The organism is Pseudomonas sp. TE3899 (assembly GCF_056279105.1).
Genome location: NZ_JBWBQR010000001.1, coordinates 2,738,657 through 2,753,389 on the forward strand (window position 1 = coordinate 2,738,657; position 14,733 = coordinate 2,753,389).

Below are 14,733 nucleotides of genomic sequence, written 5' to 3' on the forward strand. Positions count from 1 at the left end.
AGGCCAATCAAGCGGCGATCTACAGGACATGCAGCCTGTAGATCGCCAACGTTACTCGGTGATCTTCTCGAAGTTGCGGTAGAACATGTCGTTGTCGCGGCTGTCGGTCATCGAGTGCAACTGGAAGCTGCGATTGAGCCGTGCGCCACCGTCCCGGGTCAGCGGCGACCAGACGAGGTTGGCGCGGCGCATGGTCGACATGCTCATCAATTCATCGAACGGGATGGACAGGTACAGGCCCTTGTCGAAACTACCTTCGCCATATTCGGGGCCGGTGGCGGTGGTGATCGTCGCCCAGGCGCCGAACCGCACGCCGTTGGAGAACTCCCGCGACAGATCGATCGTGGTGCCCCAATCCCCGGCCAGGTAGCGTCCGACGCTGACCGCCGCCAGTGTGTCGTAGGGCAAGTCGGTATAGCCGGTGATATGGCCGGTGACGACCGAGTAGTCCCGCAGGCCGAAGCCCTGGTCGAATTCGCGCTGACGCACGTAGTTCAAATCCGCACCGACCGACCAGCGCTGGCCTTGCGGACGAAACAACACTTCACCGCCCACACCGGCAAACATCGATTCCAGATAACCGCCGTAGACCATGCCGTACAGGTCCTTGTCCAGCTGCTCGGCGTGGCTGACCTGGAACAGCGGCATGGTGACTTCAGAGGTGGTCAGGTATTGGCGCAAGTCCGTGCGCACCCGAGGCAAACCGCTGGGTGCGTCGTATTTGAAGCCGTCGAAGTTGTTCAGCAGATTGGCGCTGATCAGGCCGCTCCACCAGGTGTTGCGGTTGAAGCGATACTCGGCGTCGGCGTCGGCACTGAACTGATAGAAAAAGCCGTCAGGACCGCCGACGTTCTGTTTGAAGCCCAGCCCGGCGCCGTAGCTGAACGGGTCGCGGGCTTCGGTGTAGAGGGTCTTCTCGTTGTGCGGCATCGCCGGGTTGGTCTCGGTGGTGCGGTGCAGCGCTTGCAGCGGTTCCTCGTTGTTGAGCACCTCGCGAAAGGTTTGCCGAGGCACGCTGGTTTCTTCCAGTGGCAGGTCGTAGCGCTTGTTCACCAGGGTGAACCAGTCGATGTCGGCATTGACGCTGTTGTCGAGAATCCGGCTGGCCCGACCGACCGCTTTGGCCGAATGAAAATAACGGCCCTGCTCGCCGTAGACGATCAGTTCGGGGCCACGCTGGCTGATGCGCTCGACCTTGTAGCCGGCATTTTGCTGCAGGCGTCGGGACACCTCCGGCCAGTCGACCTGATCCATCGCGACGGTCGGAGTCTTGGCCGGCAACGGCTCGGCGGGCGGGTCGAAGCGCTTGGTCGGGGCCTTGCGGCTGACGAAGTTGGTGTGGAAGGTCAGGCCGAACATCGCCGTGTTGCCGCGCTCCCAGGCTGCGCTGAGGTCCAGCGAATCGGTGACTTTGAACACGGCGCCCAGGTTGATCGGCGAGTCCTGCTGGATCACGTTGTCCTTGGGCTCGTGTTTATAGTCGTTGCCTTCGTACTCGAGTTTCAGGCTGAGCCGGTCCCATGGCGTCTGGTAGGTCACGCCGCCGAACAACGAAGGCTTGCCGCGAAAGTAGGCGCCGGCGTTGACGTCACCGGTGCCTTCCATGTTTGGCCGGGTCTTGAAGCGATCATCGAGATAGCCCGCCGGGTTGTCGAAGTCGCCGCGATTGCCCAGGTAACCCCAGGCAATGCCGGCGCTGAAATCAAAATCGTCGTAGCGCTTGTTGGCCACCAGGAATTCACTGGAGAACAGGCCAGTACCGCCGATGTCTCGGAAGCCCAGCGCAACGTCGGGCGCCCAGTGGGTTTCCTGCCACAACCGGACCTTGAGATCGACCGCCTTATCCTTATAGCTCTGGTTGCCGCTCAACGATTCGGGGCCGTAAGGACGGTTGGTGATGGCGGTGTAGCGAAACGCGCCTTCCAGCCAATCGAACGGCTGTAGCGCCACGCTGTAGCGACTGTAGGGCTCGGTGCGGTTGGCGTTCACGCTCAACTCGCCGGCCGGGGACATCCGGGCGGTGGGTGTCTGCCACAAGCCGACGCCGCCGAAATCATTCTGGGTAAGACGTGGCTCGGCATGCGCCAGTCCACAGGGCAATAACAACACAGCTGCAAAACGTAAATTCAATGAACCACCTCAGCCAATTGCGTGGCAAGAAATTCGGCCAACTGCTGATTCAGTTCAGGGATAGGCGGATCGAGATCATCATTTTTCACCGGCACCAGGATCTTGCTGCCGGCCGCAGGCACGTGCCCGCTCTCGCGATTCCAGGGCGCGATACCGACCTGGCGGGTAACGCCATTGGGCTGGATCAGCCACAGGTAATCGGCCTCGGCATCGGCCAGCATTGCGCAGCCTTGCAGGTAATCCCGGGCCTCTTGCCGGACGACATGGGGCAAGCGGCACGGCTCGGCGACGGCGCCGAGCACTTCAACTTCATCGACGCGCGATGGATAGATCAGGCGATCACCGTCACTCAGCTGGACGTTGGGGGCGAACCCGACTTCGATGGCCACCGGGTCGAGCACCGTGACCTGGCGCCCGGTGACCGGCATGGCGCTGACCTGCTCAGACAGACGCGTCGCCAGCTCTGCCCGGCCCGGCCGGTCGAAGATCAAGGCTTCACGGCGCAACACCTGCAAATCGAACAGCACCCCGGTCTTGAGCCGGGCCTGCTCTTCCAGCAACGACTGACGCAGCAACGCCGCCGCCAGCCAATAGCTTTCGGCATTGGGCACGGCGACGCTGATCACATCCGTCAACCGCCCGCCCGGCGGCAACTCCACCGGCCCGGGGACTTGCACATCACCTGTGACAGTGACCGCCGCTTGGCTGACGCTGGTGATCAACAGCAGGCATGCCGACAGCTTCCGTACCCGCTTCAACGGGCAGCCCTGCGTTCAGGGGTCAATTGCACAATCTTGACCCGCAGGCGCGAGGTCAGTTGTTGCTCGCTCTGCACAATAAAACCGTCAACGGGATCGACCCAGTAACGATTGGTCGCCCGCAGGCCAATGGCCGGGGCGTCAATCTGCTCATCGACACGTAGCACGGCGTATTCCTTGTTGAGGATTTCCAGGGTTTCCATGGATTTTCGCGAGAAGCGACTGTTCAAGGTCACACCGGTTTCACTGCCTTGATACAGATCGATCCAGCGCTGGCTGGTGTAGCCATCCGGCAGGGTGTGCAGGCCTTGTTTGAAGGGCGAAGACGCCGCCAGTCGCGTGCCGTCCAGATCACCTTCGACGCCCAGGCCAATGGTGCGCACCGCGAGTCCATCGCGCAGCAGCAACACCTGTTTACCGGACGCGACCCAGAACTGCAGGTCGCCCCGCTCACGCACCATCGCCAACACCCCGGAGCCGGATGGCGTGGTCAAGGTCAGCTGGGGAAACTCGACCCGGGCCACTTGCGCGGGGGTGACTTGCACCTCATCGGGACCGATTACCGCGGCCTTGAAGTTACCCAAGGACGCGGTCATCAGCGGGTTACAGCCACACAACAACACGGCCGCCATTACGCAGACGCCAACATTCAACGTTCTCACAGACCTGACCTTATTTGCCGTTGTCTCTGACTTCACTCAGGTTCTTCGCTGAGGAAGCCCCCACACCGAGGATGGCGGCCGAAGGCACCAACTGACTGATGAAACGGTTCCAGCGCGTCACGTTGGCGGGGCCCACGTAGACGATGTCCTGGGGCCTTACATTGAAATGCGTGGCGAGTGCCATGGCGGTCGGCGACTCGGCTTTCAACTGGTAGATTTTCGCCGGTTCCACATCGAGGTTTTCCACCCCGCGGATCACATACACGGCATTGCCGTTGGAGGTGGTCTGGCTCAAGCCGCCGACCGAGCCGAGGACATCGGACAGGTTCATGGTGCCGGTCTTGAAGGTCAGCGCCCGGGGCTGATTGACTTCGCCCATGACGTAGATGCGCTTGTTGTCGTTGTACGGCAGGTACAGCTGATCGCCACCCTTGAGGTAGACGTTCTGCAACTCGGAATCCTGCTGATTGAGCGCATCAAGATCCAGCGGATACACCCGCCCCTTGCGCGTCAGCAGCAGGCCGGACAAGTCGGCATTGACCGGGTCGATACCAGCCGCACCGAGGGCTTCGACCACGTTGAGCGGGTTGGTGGAAATCGGTTGCGCACCGGCCTTTGTTACCGCCCCCGACACCACGACTTTCTGGCTGGCGAAGCGCAACACGGCGACGTCCACTTGCGGGTCGGCAATGAAAGCCGACAGGCGTTCGGAAATGTCCGAGCGCAGTTGCTGGATGGTTTTGCCGGCCGCCTGCACTTCCTTGATATAGGGGTAATACAACGTGCCATCGGAACGCACCAGGCGACCGTTGGCATCGATCTGCTGTTGCGCGCCCGAGGGTGCCGTCAGCTCCGGGTGGTCCCAGACCGTGATGTACAACACATCGTTGCTGCCGATGCGGTACTCCGCCGGGGTCGCCAACAATTCCGCCGGCAGCGACGTGCGTTTCTGCGTCGCCCGATCCATCGCAATTAGCTTGGGCGTGATCGGTATCAGCTCGACGCGACTGCTTTCACTGCCCCCTTGGCGCGTGATATCGCTGGTGCTCAGGTATTGCCCCGGGGAAAACATACAACCTTGCAAAGCGAGACTGGCCAACATCAAAAAAGGAAAACTACGATTCATAATGGCACTACGCTATTCAAGGGCAAATCCAACAAGGGCACCCGACTTTCATCGGGCGACCTTGTATTACACCTACAGGGTTTTTCAGTTACTGGTGCCGGTGGTACCGGTAGTTCCTGTGGTCCCGGTAGTACCGCCGTTGGCGTTGCCGCCACTGTTGGAGGCAGCCACTGCACCTGCAACCATCGCCGTACTGGCCGCAGGCGCTTGGGAAGCGGCTACGTTACCGGCGACATTAGTTGCCTGTGTCAGCGGTGCTTCCGCTGCGGACGCCCAGTTGCCAAACATCGACAACAGGGCAATTGCCATCACTTTTTTCATATCAACTCCTTTCTAACGTTCGGCCTTGTCAACAAACAAAGCGTGCCGTTAGAGGTGGAAAGATCAAGCCGCAAAAACTGCGAACAAGAGCCGTTGTTCAGTCACAGTCAAACGCAACTGATAAATGTCGAACGGCAGGGCTTATATCTACGGATTTGCCGGAGGTAACTCCAGCCTAATTTCCCGACCTTACTTAACATGGCTGTCGGTTTATAACATTCGGCGCAATCACTACTTATTCGAGGTAGCCCTTAGGATGATTCGATTGCCAGCGCCAGGTGTCGGTCATCATTTGCTGCAAACTGCGTGTGGCCTTCCAGCCCAGTTCACGCTCAGCCTTGGACGGGTCGGCCAGGCTCTCGGCGACGTCACCCGAGCGGCGCGGCAATATCCGATACGGCACAGGCCGGCCCGACGCCTGCTCAAACGCGTGCAGCACTTGCATCACGCTGTAGCCGTCGCCCGTGCCCAGGTTCCAGATGTTGATGCCGGTGGTTTGGGAAATCGATTGCAAGGCCTTGATATGCCCGTCCGCCAAGTCGACGACGTGGATGTAGTCGCGCACACCGGTGCCATCCGACGTGGGGTAATCGTCGCCGAAGATCGACAACTCTTTCAGGCTGCCGACCGCCACCTGGCTGATGTAGGGCACCAGGTTATTCGGAATGCCATTGGGGTCTTCACCCAAGTGGCCACTGGCATGGGCGCCGATCGGATTGAAATAACGCAACAGCGCGACGCTCCAGCGCGGCTCTGCCGAGCACAGGTCGCGCAACACGTTTTCGACGATCAGCTTGGATTGGCCGTAGGGATTGGTCGGGCTGCCGGTAGGCACCTCCTCGCTGATCGGCATCTGCTCCGGCGCGCCGTACACCGTGGCCGATGAACTGAACACCAGGCGAAACACCCCGGCGGCGGCCATCGCCTGGCACAGCGTGATGCTGCCGCCGACGTTGGCTTCGTAATACTCCAGCGGCTTGCGCACGCTTTCGCCGACGGCTTTAAGCCCGGCGAAATGCAGGACCGCATCAATGGCGTGCTGCTGGAAAATCCGGTCCAGCAAGGGTCGATCACACACATCCCCGTGAATCATCAGCGCACGTTTGCCGCAGATGGCTTCAACGGCGTGCAGCGCAGCGTCGGAACTGTTGGAAAGGTTGTCCAGCACCACCACTTCAAAACCCGCTTCAAGCAAAGCAAGTGTGGTGTGCGAACCGATATACCCGGTGCCACCCGTTACCAGAATTTTCATAGCGCGGTCCATAGTGGGATCGTAAAGTGCGCAATAACATGTACCGATCAATATGTAATTCGACCAGACAGTCATACCGGGTACTTATTTAGCACTATGAAACGCTCACCACTATCAACGGACACCGACGAAAAATAACTAACACGCAACAGACGGACAACTCATAACATTCCGTTGTTATACACCTGACACTAATTGCCATTAACAACCTATCTCAGGTATTAAAGTAGTCGCTTATTCAAGACACTGACAACCACTCATTATTTCCGTAGTGGGTTGCGATTAATGACTTCCAGGGTATTTTTATGATTCGTAAATGTTTGTTCCCCGCCGCGGGTTATGGCACGCGTTTCCTGCCGGCCACCAAAGCCATGCCCAAGGAGATGCTGCCCATCGTCAACAAGCCGCTGATCCAGTATGCGGTCGAGGAAGCACGGGACGCCGGCCTGCAACACATGGCCCTCGTCACCGGGCGGGGCAAGCGCGCACTGGAAGACCATTTCGATATCAGCTATGAGCTGGAACATCAGATTCGCGGCACCGAAAAAGAGAAGTTCCTGGCCGGCACCCGTGAGCTGATCGAAACCTGCACCTTCTCCTACACCCGCCAGGTGGAAATGAAGGGCCTGGGCCATGCGATTCTCAGCGGTCGCCCGTTGATTGGCGATGAGCCCTTCGCCGTGTCGCTGGCGGATGACCTGTGCCTGAATTTGAAAGGCGATGGCGTCCTGTCGCAAATGATCCAGCTCTACAAGCGCTACCGCTGCTCGATCGTGGCCATCCAGGAAGTGCCCCGGGACCAGACCCACAAGTACGGCGTGATTGCTGGCGAGTTGATCGCCGACAACGTTTACCGCGTCAGCAGCATGGTGGAAAAACCCGCACCCGAAGACGCCCCGTCCAACCTGGCAATCATCGGCCGCTACATCCTGACGCCGGATATCTTTGACCTGATCGCCGACACCCAGCCCGGCAAAGGTGGGGAGATCCAGATCACCGACGCCCTGATGAAGCAGGCGCAAAACGGCTGCGTCCTGGCCTACAAGTTCGACGGCCTGCGCTTCGATTGCGGCGGTGCAGAGGGCTATCTCGACGCGACCAATTTCTGCTACGAGCACCTGTACCTCAAGGGCCTCTGACCAGGTCCTCAACCGTCGTCCACTCTTCTTTCAGGCAGGCCACTATGAACAATGCAAAACACACGGCAGACATTGAACGGGAGATGGGCAACGTCGGGATGATGGCCTGGTTGTCACGGTATCCGTCGTTGCCCTCTCCGGTTGAAGCCTGGCTGGGCTCCACGCTGATGGTGGAGCGAATCGGCGTGTTCCCCTCCTCCGGGGAAATCCGTCGACCGATTCCCGACCCGGACGCCCTCCTCGCCCACCTGAAAGCGCTGTACGCCCAACAGGCGCTGGACGTCGATGAGCGCGACGGGCTGAAAGTGATTTTCAGCGACTGGCGATTCCTCGCGCGCAGTTGCGGCAACGACCCGGCCATCGTCATCACCGTGCAAACCCGCTGTGATCCGCAGTTGATGCCGCTCAAGACGGCTGAGTTGCTGAGTCAGTTGGAGCGCTTCGAGAAAGGCCTGCCAGATAAATAGACGAACACCGCCCCCCTGTAGGAGCGAGGCTTGCCCGCGAAGACGGTGTGTCAGTCGACATCATCGTTACTGACACACCGTCTTCGCGGGCAAGCCTCGCTCCTACAGGGGGTGTGTTTTGCTCACTGGCAGGTGTTCTGCGGCGCGACGAGCAAACTATAGAGATAATCCGCAATCACCCGCCCTCCCGCCCCCGGGATCGGGTGAATCTTGTCCGGCCCGATCATCGGTGCAGCGCCGCCCAAGGCATAACGTTTGACGTCGGTACCAAACGCACACTGCATATTCGCGTAACCCAGATGTTCCTCGCGCGCCCAGGGTTCCAGCACCTGGGCATACGCCGACATCGGATAGGCACTTGCGCGTGTGGTGTCCTGGCGCAGGATCAGGTTGATGCTCGCCGCCGGGTGAACCTCGCGCACCATCCGCACCAGGCCTTGGATGTTCTGCAGATACTGTTCGGGTTTCACACCAAACCCCTGGTCGTTACCGCCGAGCATGATCAGGTAGATATCCGCCGGAATCTTCGCCACCACCGCTTTCCACTGCGCCTGCCACTGGGCATCGCTGTGATAGAAATCAGCGGAAGCCGCGCCGGACGCCGCGAGTTTGGACACCCGGACGCCACCCTGGCGATTGCTCATCCACAGGCCAAACAGCGTCGGCGCACCGTTGACCACTTCCAGTCGAAACGCCCACTCGGGCTGATCAGAAAAGCCAGGCAACTGAACCTCCTGAGCACCTGAGCCGTCGAGTTTCAACGAATGCCAGGCGCCGGATGCCGTCCACCGATAGCGCACTTCACTGGATTTCCCGTCCCCCAGGTACAGCAATTTCGCCTGGGCAATGGACGTGTCCACGGCGGGCGTCGGTTTGGCATCGATCTCCAGAAAAGCACCGGGCCGGCCCATGACGGTGCGACTGTCGGGGCTGGCCTGGCCGAGTCCGGACACCTCCCAATCACCGCCAAAATACTTTTCACTGCTGCGGGTGTATTTGTAGTGAGTCCCACCGAGGGCCGCGCCGTGGTTGAAGCCCACATAACCCGGCCCGGCGAAACCTGCTTTGTGGGTGAGCCGCTGGACGAGTTTGTTCAGGTAAAAATCCTGCCCGGCGCTGTAGCTGTCGCCGATCACCGAGATGGCCAGCACCTTCCCCGCCTTGCCTTCGCGCCATTGCGCAAAGCGTTCACGCGCGTCACCGACTTCGATCACCGAAGTTGCTGCGGGATGTACGTCATCAACTGCCACCACGGGGCACTTCCTTCATCAAAACGACCATCAGGTTTGTGTCGCCGGCACCACAACGGCCGGCGGTTTTTTACGTGCAGCCCGCTCGCCCAGAAACAGCATGGAGGTGACGCTGAAGCGGCTGAAAATATTCGATAACACCACCGGCCCGAGCAGACCACAGGTCACGCCGCTGAGCACCACAACGCCGTCATCGTGTATCCCAAGGCGCCCCAGCACGGATCGCGAAGTGGCGGCGAACAGCACGTGAAACAGGAAAATCGCATAGGAATAACCACCGAGCCAGATCAGCCAACGCACCTGCAGGTTGCTCGACAACAGCGCCACGCACGACACACACCCTACCAGCAAGCCGACCAGGCTGCGGCGATCAACGATCAACCCGCGATCCACCGTCGCCACATACAGCAGCACTACCGAGATCAACACAAACACCAGCGGCCCGATCACCCGGAACGCTTGCCTGATCTCACCGACCTTTTCATGGCCAATCATCCCCAGTACAAAAAATGGCAGCAGGTACACCGCGCCATTGATGCCGAACGCGTCCACCGTAAACGGCGGCAGCAGAAACACCGCCGCCGCAAACGCCAGCAACAGGAACTGGCGCGTCATGGTCTGCAACCACCCACGCCATTCAAGCAGGCCGACGAACATGAAGATGATGAACACCGCCTGCAAAAACCAGAAGTGGTTGATCGGAATGTAAAACGACAACAGCGCATCGATCACGCCAACGTCCTTGTTCACCCCAGGGCCGACCGCTTGCAGCACCGAGAACGGCACCCCCACGCAAAACAGCGGCACGATCAGCCGCCGGACCTTGCCGACAAAATAGGCGGACAAGTCATTGCCGCGAATTTTGTAGATGGAATAGATGTAACCCGAGATAAAGGTGAACAGCGGCATGCGCACGTACACCATGGAGTCGGCGATCACCCGGAACGGCGAGCCCACGTCGATTTTCAAGCCACCACCCAGCGGCCCGATCACGTGATACAGCACCAGCAACAGGCAGGCCAGGCCGCGCAGGGTTTCGATCTCCAGCGACTTCTTCTTGCTCGACATAAAACACAAACCTCAGCTCAGGATTCTTGTTTCAACCAACGCAGGTTTCTTGGTGCGCAACTGCAAACCCAGGCCCATAAACAGCACCGGCACCACCATGGAAAAGTGCCGGGCGAAGGAACCGAAGTCCGGTTCGAACAAGCCCTGCACCAGCAGAAAGGACAGCGGAATCGCGATCAGCTCCTTGACCTTGGTGTCGATGCGCACGCCCTTGTAGTCGCGGGACGTGATCATTTTGAACATCAGCAACGACGTCATCATCATCAACACCACGAAGATGATCTGGCCCAGACCGGAGAGCAGGATCAGTTCCACGGGGAACGACAAACGGAAAAAGATGCTCATCGAGTCCAGCGCTTGGGACACGAAGTCACCGCCGCTGATCCAGGACACGATCAGCGACTTCGAACCCTCCTCGCCCGCCGTGCGCAGCTCATTGTTGCTGGCGCGAATCGACGACACCGAATAGCCGACCACCAGTTGAATCGCGGTGGCGATGGCCAGGTAGAACAGGAACAGCATCAGGAAGAAGGTCATGCGCGAGACGTACTTCTTCATCACGCACACGCCGAACCAGGCCAGGGAAAACAGGATCCAGTAGGGCCGGATCAGCACACCGTAAATCACTGCGGAACAGAAAAATCCGCCGCGATAACGCCGGGAAAACGAGAACAGCAAAATCGAAATCATCGCCACCGAAACGATGATTTCCTTGGTCAGGTTTTCCAGGAAAAACGAGCGGACCACACCCCACAAACACAGGGTGAAAAAAATCGTCAGCGGCATGCGCCGGAACATCAATACCGGGACCGCCGTGAGGAACAGGTTGCACGCCATGCCATAGGCCCAGGCATTGGTCAGGTTGATGCCGGTGGGTCGCAGCAGGTACGCCGAGCACTCGTAGGATGAGCGGTCCGGCGAGAACGGGTTCCAGAAGTTGCAGTTGTCGGCGCGGGCGTAGGACGACCATAGCGTCATGGCATCGGGGCCGGGATCGCGGTGCATCAGCAGCGGCATGGCCACCGACAGGAACAGGCCGGTGAACAGAATCAGGAACGAAATCGAGGCGTCGAGCCGTCGGCCGCGAAACTCGATGGAAGGTAATTTCAACGCCATTACGCCGTCACCTTCACGCGGGCAAACCGGGTCAGCACGGCAATGACGCCGAGCTGCACGGTGATCGAAAACACATTCCCCCAGGCCGCACCGTAAATCGAATAGTGCTTGATCAACAGGTAACTCACCGGCAGGGAAACCGCCAGGCAGATGGCCGCGCTGGCGAGTGACACCCGGCTGTTTTTCGACGCGATCAGACCACCCCAGACGATGTCGCCGACGGCGCGCAGGGCAAAGGAAAAAATCAGCACGCCAAGGATGGCGTTATCGGGGCGCGGCACCGACGTGGCGACGTAATCGAGCACGATGTTGAAGAACAGAAAAATCATCAGCGCCACACCGCCAGACACCACCAGCGCGCGCATCACCCATTTATTCACGAACAACTGCCCCACGGTCAGCGCCTGCTGATCACGCTGATAACGCTTGGCGAGCACGGGAATGCCGACCACCGCGACCACCGCATAGGACAGCGCTTGCAAGGTGTTGGCCGCCGACCAGGCGTAAACATACTTGCCCAGACTCGCGTAGGGCTCGAGGTCGATAATCAGGAAGCGCTCGGCGTACTGACTCAACGCGATCAGGCCCGTACCCAGGTAAAACGGCAATCCAGCCTTCCATACCGAAGCCGTGGTCAAGGCCGCAGTCACTCGCCCACGGTGAACGTTCACCACAATCAGGTAACCGGCAACGATCACCAACACGTTGGCCGCCACCCACAACCACAGCACGCCGGCGATGTCGGACACCCAGCCGAGCATCATCCCGCCCAGGGCCAACAACGCCCAGAGGCCGGTTTTGATAAAGAACAGCAGCGCGCCCCACGTGGCTTTCTGCGCAGAGAACACGAAGGAATTGATTTCGAACGACAGGTGCTCGGTGAGCAGCAACAACGCCACACACAGGATCAGCGTGGCACTCGCTTCGATGCCCTGGAACAGCGAATACACCATGACCGTCGCCACCGACAACACCACGCCCACGGCCAGGTACAGCAGCAAGACTCTGTCCACAACCAGCCGCGAGCTGCGACCGACGCTGATCAGCCGATTGATTTCGGAACTGAACCCGACGCTGTAGAACTTCGACGCAATCAACGACGCGGCCACTACCACGCCGTAAAAGCCCAGCGCGTCATAGCCCAGGTAATGGGTGATGGCCAACACCAGCAAGAACTTCGCACCTAATGCCCCGCCTCGGAGCAGTAGCCGAAATATCATCGAACGATACCCTTGATGATCCCGTCCATGACCTGGGTCTTGGCTTCGATTTCCCGGCAGGTGTCGGTCAAGCGCTGGCCAAACCGGGACAAGGCGTTCGGCGCGTAAACCGTGTCGATAATGGTGTCGACATTGATGTCGCCGCCATTGATCACCCAGTCTTCCACACCCATGTCCTGATAGGCGCCAAAGCCCTTGCGCTCATAGCTGATATGGAACGCCGGGACGCCCGCCAGCAGCGATTCGATCGCGCCATGCAGGCGCACGGAAATCACCAGGTCCGGCTGATGTTTGGCCAGGGTCGCCTTCAACGGCAGCAAATCCTCGGAGATGCCCAACTCGCGATAGAACGCGCCGTCATCGTTGCCACGCACCGCGCTTTGCACCGCGCACACCACTTTGCTTTTGTTCTTCAAGCGCTGCAGCAGCCGTTTCAGGTTAGCCACGTAAGCGACTTTCTTTTCCTTGCTCCACGCCGGCGGTTTGCGCAACACCACGCAGACCGTCGCCGGCGTCGGCGCACAACGGGTGAACTTGGGTTGCAGCAGAATCTTGCTGGCCAGGGCCTGCACCGCCAGGTCGGGTGCGCGGTAGACATTGGCATGGGTGCCGAACATCTCCGAGGACCGATTGTCCCGGACAAACACCGCGTCAGCCTGGGCGTAATCCCCGACGATCTTGCTGCCCTCACCGTGGAACGGACCGATGCTTTGCGGCAGGTACACCGACGGCACTTTGCTCTGGATCGCGGTTTCCAGTTGCTTGGCGTGCCCCAGTTTCAACTTGATGTGTTCGAAGGCACTTTTGGAGCGCATGTAGCCGCCGCCGACGCCGACGATCAAGTCCGTGGTTTTCAACAGGTCCGCCAGGCCGGCGTAGGACTGATCCAGGAACAGCGCTTGCTTGACCCGCCCCAATCCCTTGGCCGCCATGACCGGCGCGTCATAGCGCTTGTAAGGCAAGTAGCTGAATGATTTCGGGTCCGAGGCCACGACGTTGATCGAGGTGTCGGCACCGAAGTTGCGCAGTACCAGGGCGATGGCCAGGTCCACGAGCAGGCCATCACCGGAGTTGGAGGCGCTGTAGCCATGCAAAATAGTTACGTTCATAAGCTGATATCTACTTAAAAAGAGGGGGCGGAATACGCGGCATAGGTCTGCTTGATCATCAACGTGGCACTGAACCGCTCACGAACCATTTCGCGACCTTGAACGCCGAGCGCCAGCAAGCCGGGCTTCTGGATTTTCACCAACAGCTGGGTCAATGCCTGGTGATCCCCGGCGGGAAAGACGTAGCCGGTCACGCCGTGGGTGACCAACTCGGGCAAGGACGTGCAATCGCTGGCAATCACTGGCAAGCCCATGGCCATCCCTTCGAGAGGCACCATGGCAAAGCCTTCCCAGCGACTGGGAACGATCAGCGCATCCGCCGACTGATACAGCGCGTTCACTTCCGCCGGCGTGACCCACGGGATGTACTCGACCCCCTGCATCACCGGGCAATCGACGGTGTCCTCGTTGACCGCACTGCCCACCACCGTCAGTTTCAGGTCGGTGCGCTGGACGCCGGCAAAGCCTTTGAGCAAGACGTCGAACCCTTTCTGATAGTCGAGCCGCCCGACAAACAGCAGATGGATCGGCGCCTGACTCTGGCTTTTCGGCTCATCGCTTTTGTGATGGATACCGTTGTAGATCAACGTCATGCGGCTGCGATCGATACCAAAGCGCGCGGCTTTGTCCAGTTCGTACTGGCTGACGCAAATGATCGTGTCCGTGACCTTCTGCAAGAGCCGTTCAATCAGCGAATAGATTTTCTGCTTGGCCGGCGAACTCTCCATCAGAAACGAAAAGGCATGGGGGCAGTAGATAATCCTCGGCGAGCGCCACGGCCGCAGGAGCAGGCACACGCAACGGCCAATGACCCCGGAAAAGGTGCTGTGCAAATGCACCACATCGGGTTTTTCCTTGAAAATCACCCGGGCCAGCTGCCAGGCGAAACGCAGCAGAGAGCGCACATCGCGCTTGGTCCGGTCGAAGGTCCTGATCTGTTGCTCATCAATGCCGACCAGCTCTTTTTTCTGATCGAGGGGGATCAGATAGACCAGTTCATAGTTCGCCGCCTCGCCCTCAGGCGGCACCGAAATCGTGCGGATCACGGTGGCCACGCCACCTTTAATCGTTTCGGCCACGTGCAGTATTTTTTTCACAATCCACCCATTTCCATG

General features: G+C 59.5%; 14 protein-coding genes. 2 read left to right on the plus strand and 12 right to left on the minus strand.

Annotated elements, in window-relative coordinates:
* Positions 1 to 51: 51 nt before the first annotated feature.
* From ACZ89E_RS12520 to galE, 6 genes are all read right to left on the minus strand, one after another.
* Positions 52 to 2,130, minus strand: a complete 2,079-nt coding sequence (locus ACZ89E_RS12520) for a YjbH domain-containing protein (protein WP_476255789.1) — start codon at positions 2,128 to 2,130, stop codon at positions 52 to 54.
* Positions 2,127 to 2,888, minus strand: coding sequence for a capsule biosynthesis GfcC family protein (locus ACZ89E_RS12525; protein WP_476255790.1), 762 nt, complete (start codon positions 2,886 to 2,888; stop codon positions 2,127 to 2,129). The genes ACZ89E_RS12520 and ACZ89E_RS12525 overlap by 4 nt, the downstream gene beginning before the upstream one ends.
* The gene (locus ACZ89E_RS12530) at positions 2,885 to 3,550 is read right to left on the minus strand and encodes a YjbF family lipoprotein (RefSeq protein ID WP_149658951.1); all 666 of its coding nucleotides are present in this window, start codon (positions 3,548 to 3,550) and stop codon (positions 2,885 to 2,887) included. The genes ACZ89E_RS12525 and ACZ89E_RS12530 overlap by 4 nt, the downstream gene beginning before the upstream one ends.
* Positions 3,551 to 3,560: 10 nt before the next feature.
* Positions 3,561 to 4,676 (minus strand): polysaccharide biosynthesis/export family protein, encoded by a 1,116-nt coding sequence (locus tag ACZ89E_RS12535; RefSeq protein WP_463259918.1) that lies wholly within the window; start codon positions 4,674 to 4,676, stop codon positions 3,561 to 3,563.
* A gap of 84 nt (positions 4,677 to 4,760) precedes the next feature.
* On the minus strand, positions 4,761 to 4,997 hold the full coding sequence (locus ACZ89E_RS12540) for a hypothetical protein (RefSeq protein ID WP_123403467.1): 237 nt from the start codon (positions 4,995 to 4,997) through the stop codon (positions 4,761 to 4,763).
* 235 nt (positions 4,998 to 5,232) lie between these two features.
* The gene (galE, locus tag ACZ89E_RS12545; RefSeq protein WP_476255791.1) at positions 5,233 to 6,249 is read right to left on the minus strand and encodes a UDP-glucose 4-epimerase GalE; all 1,017 of its coding nucleotides are present in this window, start codon (positions 6,247 to 6,249) and stop codon (positions 5,233 to 5,235) included.
* A 305-nt stretch (positions 6,250 to 6,554) separates the two neighbouring features.
* On the opposite strand from galE, the gene galU reads away from it, so the two are divergent.
* Positions 6,555 to 7,388 carry a UTP--glucose-1-phosphate uridylyltransferase GalU gene (gene galU, locus ACZ89E_RS12550; RefSeq protein ID WP_476255792.1) on the plus strand — a complete coding sequence of 278 codons (834 nt, stop codon included), beginning with the start codon at positions 6,555 to 6,557 and terminating at the stop codon, positions 7,386 to 7,388.
* A 44-nt stretch (positions 7,389 to 7,432) separates the two neighbouring features.
* Positions 7,433 to 7,855, plus strand: a complete 423-nt coding sequence (locus ACZ89E_RS12555) for a phosphohexomutase domain-containing protein (RefSeq protein ID WP_149658955.1) — start codon at positions 7,433 to 7,435, stop codon at positions 7,853 to 7,855.
* A gap of 122 nt (positions 7,856 to 7,977) precedes the next feature.
* On the opposite strand, the gene ACZ89E_RS12560 is transcribed toward ACZ89E_RS12555, so the two are convergent.
* From ACZ89E_RS12560 to ACZ89E_RS12585, 6 genes are read right to left on the minus strand one after another with little or no spacing between them, the layout of a single operon-like run.
* Positions 7,978 to 9,108: an SGNH/GDSL hydrolase family protein gene (locus tag ACZ89E_RS12560; RefSeq protein WP_476255793.1), complete on the minus strand. Its 1,131-nt coding sequence runs from the start codon at positions 9,106 to 9,108 to the stop codon at positions 7,978 to 7,980.
* A 27-nt stretch (positions 9,109 to 9,135) separates the two neighbouring features.
* Positions 9,136 to 10,173, minus strand: a complete 1,038-nt coding sequence (locus ACZ89E_RS12565; RefSeq protein ID WP_476255794.1) for an acyltransferase family protein — start codon at positions 10,171 to 10,173, stop codon at positions 9,136 to 9,138.
* 12 nt (positions 10,174 to 10,185) lie between these two features.
* On the minus strand, positions 10,186 to 11,289 hold the full coding sequence (locus ACZ89E_RS12570) for a hypothetical protein (RefSeq protein WP_476255795.1): 1,104 nt from the start codon (positions 11,287 to 11,289) through the stop codon (positions 10,186 to 10,188).
* Positions 11,289 to 12,509, minus strand: a complete 1,221-nt coding sequence (locus tag ACZ89E_RS12575) for an MATE family efflux transporter (RefSeq protein ID WP_476255796.1) — start codon at positions 12,507 to 12,509, stop codon at positions 11,289 to 11,291. The genes ACZ89E_RS12570 and ACZ89E_RS12575 overlap by 1 nt, the downstream gene beginning before the upstream one ends.
* Positions 12,506 to 13,618, minus strand: coding sequence for a polysaccharide pyruvyl transferase family protein (locus tag ACZ89E_RS12580; protein ID WP_476255797.1), 1,113 nt, complete (start codon positions 13,616 to 13,618; stop codon positions 12,506 to 12,508). Before ACZ89E_RS12580 ends, ACZ89E_RS12575 begins: the two co-directional genes overlap by 4 nt.
* Before the next feature lie 14 nt (positions 13,619 to 13,632).
* Positions 13,633 to 14,715 carry a glycosyltransferase gene (locus tag ACZ89E_RS12585; RefSeq protein ID WP_463259910.1) on the minus strand — a complete coding sequence of 361 codons (1,083 nt, stop codon included), beginning with the start codon at positions 14,713 to 14,715 and terminating at the stop codon, positions 13,633 to 13,635.
* Positions 14,716 to 14,733: the final 18 nt, after the last annotated feature.

Bases quoted from the DNA above. Each gene is read 5' to 3' on its own strand.
- galU (WP_476255792.1), top strand. From the start codon at position 6,555: ATGATTCGTAAATGTTTGTTCCCCGCCGCGGGTTATGGCACGCGTTTC.
- ACZ89E_RS12565 (WP_476255794.1), bottom strand. From the start codon at position 10,173: ATGTCGAGCAAGAAGAAGTCGCTGGAGATCGAAACCCTGCGCGGCCTG.
- ACZ89E_RS12540 (WP_123403467.1), bottom strand. From the start codon at position 4,997: ATGAAAAAAGTGATGGCAATTGCCCTGTTGTCGATGTTTGGCAACTGG.
- ACZ89E_RS12580 (WP_476255797.1), bottom strand. From the start codon at position 13,618: ATGAACGTAACTATTTTGCATGGCTACAGCGCCTCCAACTCCGGTGAT.
- ACZ89E_RS12555 (WP_149658955.1), top strand. From the start codon at position 7,433: ATGAACAATGCAAAACACACGGCAGACATTGAACGGGAGATGGGCAAC.
- ACZ89E_RS12575 (WP_476255796.1), bottom strand. From the start codon at position 12,509: ATGATATTTCGGCTACTGCTCCGAGGCGGGGCATTAGGTGCGAAGTTC.
- ACZ89E_RS12570 (WP_476255795.1), bottom strand. From the start codon at position 11,289: ATGGCGTTGAAATTACCTTCCATCGAGTTTCGCGGCCGACGGCTCGAC.
- ACZ89E_RS12535 (WP_463259918.1), bottom strand. From the start codon at position 4,676: ATGAATCGTAGTTTTCCTTTTTTGATGTTGGCCAGTCTCGCTTTGCAA.
- galE (WP_476255791.1), bottom strand. From the start codon at position 6,249: ATGAAAATTCTGGTAACGGGTGGCACCGGGTATATCGGTTCGCACACC.